The sequence below is a fragment of the Scytonema sp. UIC 10036 genome (assembly GCF_009725235.1).
On record NZ_WJFC01000011.1, the window covers coordinates 67,475 to 77,453 of the forward strand.

Genomic DNA, 9,979 nt, shown 5'->3' on the forward strand with positions numbered 1-9,979 from the left:
GTGTAATCTCCAAGGTCTCCCATAAATAGTAGGGTATGTCGAATCACAAATGTTTTCGAGCGTTGGTTATGAAACGCCATCATGAAATAGGTATGCACTTAGGTTTCGTTGGCTAGATTCAGTGGTAGTAAAATTTGCGATCGCGTCTCTCCCTCACAACTTACCATCAATGTAATAACTTCCGCCTCCATCCCCAATGATGACCCATTACCGGGATTCAGAGCGTATGCGGGGAAACAAGCAGCACTCAAACTCAAGCGGAAGGAGTTCCCTCTGGCAATTCTGACACAGGTTGTCTGCAATTGAATTTTTCTTTTGGTAAAGTTGCTACCATCACAACGAAGATAGCCTTGAGTCACGTTGTATACCCGTCCGTCAGAATACACTTGTGACAGCACAGCACATAAATCGTAACTGGGTTTATCGGCACTACACCAAACTTCAACAATAATATCGCCAACCAAATACAAATCTTCTTCTAAAACTTCACTCGTATAAGTGAGAACATCGGAACGACAATCAATGTGCGATCGCTCAAAGGAACCTGCACTCATTGCTGCATGACCGCCAAGTGATGGAACCGGTCGCCAAGGGTCATGAACTAGAATGTCAGAGGAATTTTGGATTTTGGATTTTAGATTTTGGATTTTAGACTTTGGATTTTGGATTTTGGATTTTGGATTTTGGATTGATTTTATAGTTCCGGAATCTTCTCGAATGCTACTGAGTCCCTGGCTTGACAAATAGTAAGTTTTATGGATTGCATCGGGAAAACTCTCAAACTTGCGCCAGCGATCGCTACCCATTTCAAACAAGCAAACAGGCGGTTCCTCTAGCAATCCCGTATCTACACCTTTAAGGAATTGGTCAAACCACCGGACTTGCATTTCATCTACAGGGCTAGCTGCATCAATACCAAAATCAACAGCACCAACTTTGCGACCCCAAGGCAAATGTGCCCAAGGTCCCACTAGCAGTTGTTGGCGGTACTGACTCCGCGCTGCCATATCTTTATATAAATGCATCGTACCGCGCAAGTAAGTATCAAACCAGCCCCCAATATGGAACATGGGTAAATCGACATTTTGGAAGTAGGTTTTGGGTGAAAGTTTTTCCCAGTATTCATCGGGTTGGGAATGAGCCAACCAATCGTGATAAAACGAATCAGGGGCAAAATTCTGTAAAACTTCTGGAAGAGTGGGGTTGCGATCGTACAAAGGTAGATTGCGATAAGCAGCACGCAAAGCATGGTAGGCTTTTTCGTCCTTTCGCAAACGGGCTGTTTCCGTGGCTAGCTGAATTGCCCAGGAGAGATTGCCTTCCAAGCAGAACGCTCCACCTTCATACGCCCAATCTGTATATAAATCGTAGCCAATCATTGCAGGGCAAATGGTTTTTAACGCTTTTGGTTTGGTAGCAGCTGCATAGAGTTGCGTCATGCCTTGGTAGGAAAAACCATACATCCCGACTTCACCCTTACTCCCTGGTAATTTTGCCGCCCAGTTTACCGAGTCTTCTCCATCTTCTATTTCACGGGCAAATAGCTGAAATTCTCCTTCTGATGTCCCTCTTCCCCGTACATCCTGAATAACGACAATATACCCGCGAGCCGCATACCAAGTGGGATGGGCATAAACAACCGTGGATGCGATCGCTCTTCCATAAGGTTGTCGCATCAACAGTACGGGAAATTCTCCTTCTGCATCGGGACGGTATACGTCCGCATCAAGTCTTATGCCATCACGCATTAACACCGATGAAGTTTGTTTGGGAAGGACTTTAAACATTTTGAATAGGAGAGTAGGTCAACCTATATCAGTTCAATACTGAGAAACTTAGTTTTGCAAAAGATACCAGGTTTTTCTGTTGCTATCATTTTACGTTACTCAGTGCCTCTACCAAATCATCGATCGCCTTTACCACAAATCCTCTACCAGAGGGATATTAATGCTTGCCACAACTTCTGCTTCTGAATAGATTAAATCCCGTAGCAAGTGATACAAAATTTATTTTGAAAAAGCAATTTGATATACAGATTTCGGACAAATATTATGTTTTTTCTTCTCTTTTGCCCAAGCAATTTTTAAAAAGGTCGAACTGGTGAGAGTGAAACGACTGCCATATCGTCCTTAGCTCCATTCATATGACACATCACTGACATTATGTCCATCAAAGTTCATCAAACAATCGAGAAAATTTCTACAAGTTTATAACTTTAACATGACACTATTAAATGACTGCGATCGATCTACACAAAAAGGCTTGCACACTCTTGGTGTCATCCTGCTAGTTGCCGCATCCTTAATCTGGGGAACAACATTTCCACTGATTAAAAATGCGATTGGTAGCCTTTCACCCTCTGCAATACTTGCAAGCCGCTTTGTTGTAGCTGCGGTGGTATTAGCTCCGTACTTGGGCCGCCTGAATGCTCAATTAATCCGCGACGGATTTCTATTAGGACTGGTACTCTTCGCCTCCTTTGCTACCCAAACAATGGCACTTGAGACGGTACACGCAAATCGAGCAGCATTTGTTAGTAGCCTGACCGTTGTGATAGTACCGCTTTTGGGTTTGGCGATCGGTCAGCGCGTACTGCTAAAAACTCTGTTAGCAGCGATCGTGGCCATCACTGGTATTGGAGTCATGTCATGGGAAAGCAGACAGTTCAGCATCGGCGATTTCTTGTTGTTCGGTAATGCTTTCATCTACGCCGTCTACATCCTGATTCTTGAAAAAGTTACACACCGCCATCCAACCCTTTCACTCACCGCCGTTCAAGTCTTAGTCATAGCAGTGCTTGGTATGCTTTGGGCAACACCCGAACTGGTTGGACAAATACACGCAATTCGTACAAACTTCAGTGCAGTTCTTTACCTAGGTCTAGTTGCCACTGCTGCCACCGTCTTGATAGAGACAATGAGCCAGCGCTGGGTTTCCGCTCAAGAAGCAGCCCTATTTTACACACTCGATCCAGTGTTCTCAGCCGTTATCTCGTTTCTACTACTTGGTGAGACACTTGGAGTTCGTGGTTTGGTTGGAGCAACTCTAGTTTTAGCCGCAATGGTATTAAGCCAAGGCGGAGGTAAGTACACACAGGACAACACAGAAATCGCTACACTATCCATTCCCTTTGCATCCAGCGAGGACAACTCTCTCTTGTCACCGCTTACAGTCTCATCACATCCCGAAACACCTCAGTTAATTGAATTACAGAAAAATGGTAATTCTTTGCTCTCTCTTTCCTCTGCGTCCTCTGCGTCCTCTGCGGTTTATCAAAAAAATTAATTCACTATCGCTCAGTGCGATCGCCTCAGGACTCTCACTAAATATACTTCTCCACTCGACGTTCTTCTAGCATTGCTTCTACCTGTTCATCAGTCGGTGCTGGCTGGTCAGTTTTCAATAAACCTTTCATCTGCTTGATAATACGCGTCCGTTCAGGTTGTTGCCTTGAGGTATCTTGTAAGGATTCGACGAGCGCACGGATAAGCTCAAGGCGATCGCTTACAGACAATTTACGAGCTTGCTCTTTAAGCTCTTGCAAGACCATAGGAGTGACTCCCACAAACATAAATATCTAAATTTTAGAAACAAATCAGGACTTACGCAAACTCAAATTATTTTCCGGGTAGCAGAAAATTGGCAAAAAATGTCAAAATAATAAGACAGTGGCGAACCAATTGAAGTGAGCAAGGAGTGGTGGGACAACAAACGCGAGGAACTGATGCAGCGCAGTCGTGATATTCCCGCCATCCTGGAACAAGAAAAATCTTAAGCCTGTTGCAGGCAGGAAAAATTTACAAAGCTGAATCAAAAACTTGCTGTGCGGTGAGTTTGAGGTTAGGAAAGGTGGGAGAAATAATTAAATCATTACCTGTAAATTTGGTAACTTGGTACTCATCTCCAACAAGTTGACATACTGAGAAAGTCGGCTGTTTCGGGTCTCCAATAAACTTTTTACCCCCTAGTGCTGCATAATCTGCAATCCAGAACTCAGGTATACCCATTTCTTCGTAGTCTCCAAACTTGTCGTAGTAATCATCCCGCCAATTAGTACTAATAACTTCGACTACTAAGGGTACAGATACTGCTTGAGTAACCGTTGACTGTTTTTCAAAAAGAGGTTCGTTGATGAGATTGTTAAGATTTAGTAACAATATATCGGGTGAGTAAGTAGACTCGGCGTCATGAGTTTTTACAAATGCAGTTTTAGGAATTCCGTAAGGTAAGTTGAGTCGGTCGAACTCCACAGTCAGTTTGCGTGATAAAAATGCGATAACTTTTTCATGAGCTCCAGTTGGCGGTGCCATCTCAACAATCACTTTTTTATGCAGCTCGTACTGTACCCCGTTGTTGGGATACCAGTCCATAAATTCCTCATGGGTTACTAATTTAGGTATGGCTTGGGTCATAGCTATCACCTCCACATATATTCGACTCTTAATTTTATCCACCATCAAAATTTGCTTTTTAACCCACTGCAAACCCAGTATATTGTCTCACTAAAGGTTCATGAAATGCTAAAACAATATCTGATTTCGGGACTCCTAACTTTACTAACTCATCAGCAATACCAATTTCTGTGCCATCATGGTGTATCCAAATTTTCTCACCTTTAATATCTAGATGCAAAACACAACCATACATGGGTCGTCGATTCTTCCATCCTGTATGAACAACTTGATAGCGATCGCGCTCAGTATCGAAAATCAGTTCAGTTTCAGCTTCTCCATCTAATGGGCTGAGACTGGCATAATCGCTTAATAGTTGTTTTATATAAGTGCGATAAAGTTCTAGTTTTTCCATTCTAAAATTACCTCACTCACTGGATCGTAAATTATTAAAGTAATTTGAAAACGTTTAATTATAGTTTGTACAAATGGGAGAATAAAAAACTTACGATAGATAGACGCCGAGTGGAACAGCTAAATATAAAATCCGTTCGGGTTGCTGTTCTTCCAAAGCTACTCGATAGTTAATAAATTGCCCAATAGCAGTATGAAATTCAGAAATATTTGATGTACCGATAAAACTTTTAATTTCAACAGCGATTTTTTCCTCTCCACGTTCTGCCGCGATGATTTTTTCTGCTCCCAAGTCAATTTCCATATTCACCCCACCTACCTGAATTCTCAGTGGGTCATCTGTAATTAGCCAACCCTCCTTTTCTAACCCTTTCCTAACTGCATCATGAAAAACATCTTTAGCCATTGAGTTAGTAACACATATCTAAACCGATTATGCCTATTACTTCAGAGTATAGCAAGCCTGAAAAACTGGGTGGGATGGGCGTCCTCGCCCGTCCCTCATTCATAGCGAGCTTTTCAAGTCATACCACAAGAAATTCTGGGGTATTTTTATTTAGAACTCCAGATGGTGTGGAATTAATGTATGGGTGCTAAAGTATCCACTCTACCAAGTACTGACATATCTTCCTCATCTAATGTCACTGGTGTACCACTGCGAATTAGTTCGGCAAAATCCTCATTGGGAACCATAATAGTCAACGTATACAATCGACTGGAACCTGTATTTTTAATCAAATGAGTACCTGTAGGTGGAACTAATAAACTATCTCCTGCTTTAATGGGAACAGTTTTGCCATCACACATGGCTACCCCTTCCCCTTTCAGAACAAAAAACATTTCTACTGCCATTTGATGGCGGTTGGGGGGTGTTTTGCCACCAACATCAAAAATTTCTACACAACAAGTCAGAGAAGTATTGGCGCTGGCTGGATCGAAGACGATCGCCAACCGATTTGAGTCGTTGGGACTGATCCGATAAGCTTGGTAATCTTTCGGTGACTTGACGACAGGAATAACACAACGAGTCGCACGCATTGATTTATCCTCCAAGGTTATTGAGTGCTGTTAAAATAGATTCGGAATCAGTCACAAAGCCAAAGCACTGGTTGACGTTGTAAAGCGTTGCCAGCCAACAGTAATCGGGAGAAGTTGTGGCGGTACAGTCTTTGATTAACAGGCAGTCATAACCCAAGAAATTGGCATCACATAGGGTTACCATGACACACTGATCGGCATTAACACCTGTAAATAATAGGGTATTTCTACCTAGGTTCTTTAAGATACTATCTAAGGGAGTATCCCAAAAACCACTCATGCGGTATTTATCCACTCGAATGTCTTGAGGTAGTTGTTCCAATTCATCCACTACCGCCGCCGCCCAACTACCAGCCATCAGAACTGGAGCGCCATTGCTCGGTAAGGGATCGCCCAATCCAACACCTTCCCCTGTAGGATTGTAAACGTGAAGTACGTTGGCACTAATATTAAGTAAGTCGGGACGATTACCCCAATTCAACCAGATGACTGGAACACCTTTTTCCCGAAGTGCAGGCAATAAAGCTTGCAACGGTTCAATAGGTTTGCGTGCTGGGGTAACGTCTACACCGATATGCGCCAACCAACCATCAGGGTGACAAAAGTCGTTTTGCATATCAACGACGAGAATGGCAGTTTTTGCCAAGTCAAGGCGCAGAGTTTTAGTTTCTGTTGGTAAGATAACAGGTTGTGGGGGTTGGGGAGGACGAGTAATGTCTGCAAACGTCTGGTTGACAGCCCATGCGTTTGGTGCAATTCCTAAATTCCGAAGAGGTATATTCATAACATTGTTACACCCGAAACCATTGCTTATTTTGTAACGTGAAAATCCTCTCAACGTTCGATTACTTAATCAAGGTTAAATATGGTGAACTTCACTATCCAGAATGTTTTGATTGCCACTGACGATGATTATGTCACCGTAGACGTGCAAGTTATAGATGGAACTATAGCTAAGGTAGCACCTCATTTAGAAGTTGTTGGGACTGCAATTAACGGTGAGAATAAATTATTACTGCCGGGATTCGTCAATGCCCATACCCACTCCTCAGAAATGTGGCAACGAGGAGCTATTCCACCTTTACCATTAGAATTATGGCTGGCAGAACTTTATGATTTTGCACCTCTCGATACAGAAAAAGTTTACTTAACTGCTCTCAGTACGGCAGTAGAGACTCTACTATCGGGTGGCACAAGTGTAGTCGATCATCTCATACTTATTCCAGGACAAGAGTTAGAAACAATTGCAACGGCTGTTCGCGCTTATCGAGAAGTTGGTATCCGCGCCTTTGTTGCACCCCTTATTCAAGATGAATCCCTGACGGCGGGTATACCATCCGGGGAAACAGAGCAAACACACGATCCCTACTATCGCTCAACCACAGCAACATTAGAACTCATAGAAGAAGCTGTCAGACAGTTTCACCGTCCGGATGAGGGGATGAATATTCTCGTTGCTCCCACAGGGATACAATTGTGTTCCGATGCTTTATTTGAAGGGTGTAGTGAGTTAAGCGATCGCTACAACCTTTGCCGTCACTCCCACTTATTGGAAACCAAAGCACAAGAAAAACTAGCCCAAGAAAAATACGGTTGCACTGCAGTCGAACACTTAAAGCGCATTGGTTACCTAGACTACCGTACCACATTAGCCCATTGCGTCCACCTTACAGACAACGACATTGCGATCCTTGCCGAAACAAAGTCTACAGTTGTACACAATCCTTTAAGTAATTTGCGTTTGGGCAGTGGCATTGCTCCCATTTTAAAATACCGTCAAGCTGGGGTAAACGTATCTTTTGGTTGCGATGGAGCTTCTAGCAACGACTCCCAAGACTTACTGGAAGCAATCAAAATAGGTTCCATATTACATAACGTTACAGATTTAGATTACCAACACTGGATTACACCCCGTCAGTCAGTAGAAATGGCATCCTTAGGTGGTGCAAAAGGATTGAATGTAGCAGATAAACTGGGTTCAGTCACTGTAGGTAAGAAAGCCGATTTGGTATTGTACGATCTCACCAGCTTATCCCTATTACCACGTACAGATCCCATTGGCTTATTAATTCTCGGTCGTCCTACCAATGTTGTACATAGTATATGGGTAAATGGCAAGCAGATCGTTGCTGATGGACAAGTCACCAATATTAACGTTGAGGAGTTACGACAGCAGTTGTTCAACCACAGTCAATGGCATGCAAATCGTAAATCTCAAACCGTTGCCCAAATCGAAGCACATTATCGGGCAGTAATGGGATTATAGAGCTATAAATCTGACCCCCAACCTCGTTCCGCCTACCTCGTTCCCAGGCTCCGCCTGGGAATGCCTTCGTGGAGGCTCCGCCTCCTACATGGCTACGTAAATTTGCAGTTGAAAATATGAACATGAGCGAAAAGCAAGCTTCGTCCTATGTCATTCAAGAGATGATTGCTTTTTGGGATAGGAGATTGGACGTTATTGAGCAGCGATGGAGTTATGAGATCGAGAAAGATGATATGCTTGAGATGCCGTCTTTCTGTAGCTTATAGAAAAAGTGGCAGAAGAGGTTAAAGTTTGCCATCGCAATTCCATTCCTCTCATTGCCAAAAAATCCTAACATGATAAAAAAGTTAGTTGTTGCAGGAATTTTTTTGACTTTGATAAACTCTACTGAAGCAAGCGCAGAAAACAGCAATTTTGAAGACCCCAAACAAGCCCTATTAACTATTGAGGCTCCTTGGGTAGTCAAGACTGATAAAACAGAAAGACCATCAGTTGGTAGCAGTGAGGCGACATTCCTTGAAGCAGGTAATACATTGCAATTTCAGGGCGAACTTGCTGCTATCTCTGGGAATGAAGGACTTGTGGGGTTTGCATTTATAGAAACACCTGTCTTTTTAGACTTAACAAGATATAAGTACATTGAGTTTTATGCTAAGTCTCAAGATCCTAAAGTTGTTTATACGTTAAAAATAAAAGATGACCAAGAAGAGCAAAGTACTGGTATCCTCACATTTGAGCAAGAGTTTGTTGTTGGGACAGAATGGACAAGGGTGAAACTTCCTGTGAGTCACTTTCAACCTAAAATTAGGGGAAAACTTGCTAATACTTTTGAGTTGCATCTCTCTCAAGTGCGATCGCTTTCTTTCCAAATTAATCGCAGCAACCAAGAAGTCGGTTCACCAATCCCACTTGAGTTTGCTTTAGATATAAGTTCTAAGGTATATTTAACAAATCAAGATTGACAGAAAAAACTGAACGTCTTGACATCTAGCTGCAGTGACGACTCCACACACTTGGTGCAAAGCGGTAAGTGTGGGCTTCTAAGAAATTAGAGGTGCGTCATTAGCCTCAGTAACTCGCCCGTGCTAGAGTGACTACGTTTATCAAGAATACATAGGTACTTTGGGATGTAAGTTTGGCAAACCGTTTTCTAGTCCCAAACACTACGGCCAGTGATTAAACATTCCTGCGGAGAGAGGGAAAGTGTTGCTGGTACAAAACCTTGATAAACATTGGCAAAGAAAACCACGCTCAAAGGCGATTACCTATTTATTAGGAATACAAATTATGAAAGTTTATGTTATCAACAAGCACCTTAAACCGTTAATGCCGACCTCTCCCCGTAAAGCTAGATTGCTTTTAAAAGAGGGCAAAGCCAGAATTTCTTCTCGCGACCCGTTTACCATTCAATTAATTTATGGTTCTAGTGGTTATACTCAACCAGGAAATTTGGGTATTGATGCTGGCTATCAAAATATTGGATACAGCGTTGTCAACGAAAAAGAAGAATTAATTGGTGGCGAAGTCAAAATGTTGCCCTCAAAGCCTACGGCTTACCTCCGGGCAAACATGGAATCGTCATCACCCCAAAATTCATCCTACACTGCCACTTTGTGGTCAGATGTAGGGCTTCTTTTGGCTTTAGCTAAAAGCAGTTTTAGCCAAAACAACTGAGTCAGAATTTATATCAGCAAGCAACCTATGAAGCTATTCATAGCATGCTAAACAAACTACACGATCCAGAAACACGTTTGCTTGATTCTCAGCAACAACAGCGCGTTGAAATGGAAAGTAATGGGATTATAAGCTCGCTCAACCCAGTATGTAAAAATACTGGGTTTCGAGGCTCCGTATTTTCCCCTAAGAACAG

Annotated in this window: 11 protein-coding genes and 1 pseudogene; 5 read left to right on the forward strand and 7 right to left on the reverse strand. The window is 42.6% G+C overall.

Features of this window, described 5'->3' with window-relative positions:
• Positions 1 to 98 precede the first annotated feature (98 nt).
• Complete coding sequence (locus F7734_RS07645) at positions 99 to 1,787, reverse strand: CocE/NonD family hydrolase (RefSeq protein ID WP_155744108.1); 1,689 nt, start codon at positions 1,785 to 1,787, stop codon at positions 99 to 101.
• A 433-nt stretch (positions 1,788 to 2,220) separates the two neighbouring features.
• On the opposite strand from F7734_RS07645, the gene F7734_RS07650 reads away from it, so the two are divergent.
• Entirely contained in the window at positions 2,221 to 3,285 is a 1,065-nt protein-coding gene (locus F7734_RS07650; RefSeq protein ID WP_155744109.1) for a DMT family transporter, read from the forward strand.
• Between the two features lie 37 nt (positions 3,286 to 3,322).
• Here F7734_RS07650 and F7734_RS07655 read toward each other — a convergent pair whose 3' ends face one another.
• The 6 genes and pseudogenes from F7734_RS07655 to F7734_RS07680 form a co-directional block, all read right to left on the reverse strand.
• The gene (locus tag F7734_RS07655; RefSeq protein ID WP_155744110.1) at positions 3,323 to 3,550 is read right to left on the reverse strand and encodes a hypothetical protein; all 228 of its coding nucleotides are present in this window, start codon (positions 3,548 to 3,550) and stop codon (positions 3,323 to 3,325) included.
• A 247-nt stretch (positions 3,551 to 3,797) separates the two neighbouring features.
• A complete protein-coding gene (locus tag F7734_RS07660; RefSeq protein WP_155744111.1) occupies positions 3,798 to 4,412 on the reverse strand; it encodes a Uma2 family endonuclease in 615 nt (204 codons plus the stop codon).
• 58 nt (positions 4,413 to 4,470) lie between these two features.
• Complete coding sequence (locus tag F7734_RS07665) at positions 4,471 to 4,806, reverse strand: XisI protein (protein ID WP_155744112.1); 336 nt, start codon at positions 4,804 to 4,806, stop codon at positions 4,471 to 4,473.
• Positions 4,794 to 5,211, reverse strand: a pseudogene (locus tag F7734_RS07670) (XisH family protein). The gene F7734_RS07665 and the pseudogene F7734_RS07670 overlap by 13 nt, the downstream one beginning before the upstream one ends.
• A 173-nt stretch (positions 5,212 to 5,384) precedes the next feature.
• A complete protein-coding gene (locus F7734_RS07675; RefSeq protein ID WP_155744113.1) occupies positions 5,385 to 5,843 on the reverse strand; it encodes a cupin domain-containing protein in 459 nt (152 codons plus the stop codon).
• A gap of 4 nt (positions 5,844 to 5,847) precedes the next feature.
• On the reverse strand, positions 5,848 to 6,627 hold the full coding sequence (locus F7734_RS07680) for a cysteine hydrolase (protein ID WP_155744114.1): 780 nt from the start codon (positions 6,625 to 6,627) through the stop codon (positions 5,848 to 5,850).
• 84 nt (positions 6,628 to 6,711) lie between these two features.
• Here F7734_RS07680 and F7734_RS07685 point away from each other — a divergent pair, with 84 nt between their 5' ends.
• The 4 genes from F7734_RS07685 to F7734_RS63200 all read left to right on the forward strand — a co-directional run bounded on the left by F7734_RS07685 (position 6,712) and on the right by F7734_RS63200 (position 9,783).
• A complete protein-coding gene (locus tag F7734_RS07685; RefSeq protein WP_166481784.1) occupies positions 6,712 to 8,109 on the forward strand; it encodes an amidohydrolase in 1,398 nt (465 codons plus the stop codon).
• Positions 8,110 to 8,231: 122 nt separating this feature from the next.
• Positions 8,232 to 8,375, forward strand: a complete 144-nt coding sequence (locus tag F7734_RS07690; RefSeq protein ID WP_155744116.1) for a hypothetical protein — start codon at positions 8,232 to 8,234, stop codon at positions 8,373 to 8,375.
• Between the two features lie 69 nt (positions 8,376 to 8,444).
• Entirely contained in the window at positions 8,445 to 9,071 is a 627-nt protein-coding gene (locus F7734_RS07695; protein ID WP_155744117.1) for a CIA30 family protein, read from the forward strand.
• 325 nt (positions 9,072 to 9,396) lie between these two features.
• Positions 9,397 to 9,783, forward strand: a complete 387-nt coding sequence (locus F7734_RS63200) for an RRXRR domain-containing protein (RefSeq protein ID WP_243146747.1) — start codon at positions 9,397 to 9,399, stop codon at positions 9,781 to 9,783.
• The last annotated feature ends 196 nt before the right edge of the window (positions 9,784 to 9,979 follow it).

Coding starts and splice junctions, on each gene's coding strand:
- F7734_RS07645 (WP_155744108.1), bottom strand. CDS start 1,787: ATGTTTAAAGTCCTTCCCAAACAAACTTCATCGGTGTTAATGCGTGAT.
- F7734_RS07650 (WP_155744109.1), top strand. CDS start 2,221: ATGACACTATTAAATGACTGCGATCGATCTACACAAAAAGGCTTGCAC.
- F7734_RS07655 (WP_155744110.1), bottom strand. CDS start 3,550: ATGGTCTTGCAAGAGCTTAAAGAGCAAGCTCGTAAATTGTCTGTAAGC.
- F7734_RS07660 (WP_155744111.1), bottom strand. CDS start 4,412: ATGACCCAAGCCATACCTAAATTAGTAACCCATGAGGAATTTATGGAC.
- F7734_RS07665 (WP_155744112.1), bottom strand. CDS start 4,806: ATGGAAAAACTAGAACTTTATCGCACTTATATAAAACAACTATTAAGC.
- F7734_RS07675 (WP_155744113.1), bottom strand. CDS start 5,843: ATGCGTGCGACTCGTTGTGTTATTCCTGTCGTCAAGTCACCGAAAGAT.
- F7734_RS07680 (WP_155744114.1), bottom strand. CDS start 6,627: ATGAATATACCTCTTCGGAATTTAGGAATTGCACCAAACGCATGGGCT.
- F7734_RS07690 (WP_155744116.1), top strand. CDS start 8,232: ATGAGCGAAAAGCAAGCTTCGTCCTATGTCATTCAAGAGATGATTGCT.
- F7734_RS07695 (WP_155744117.1), top strand. CDS start 8,445: ATGATAAAAAAGTTAGTTGTTGCAGGAATTTTTTTGACTTTGATAAAC.
- F7734_RS63200 (WP_243146747.1), top strand. CDS start 9,397: ATGAAAGTTTATGTTATCAACAAGCACCTTAAACCGTTAATGCCGACC.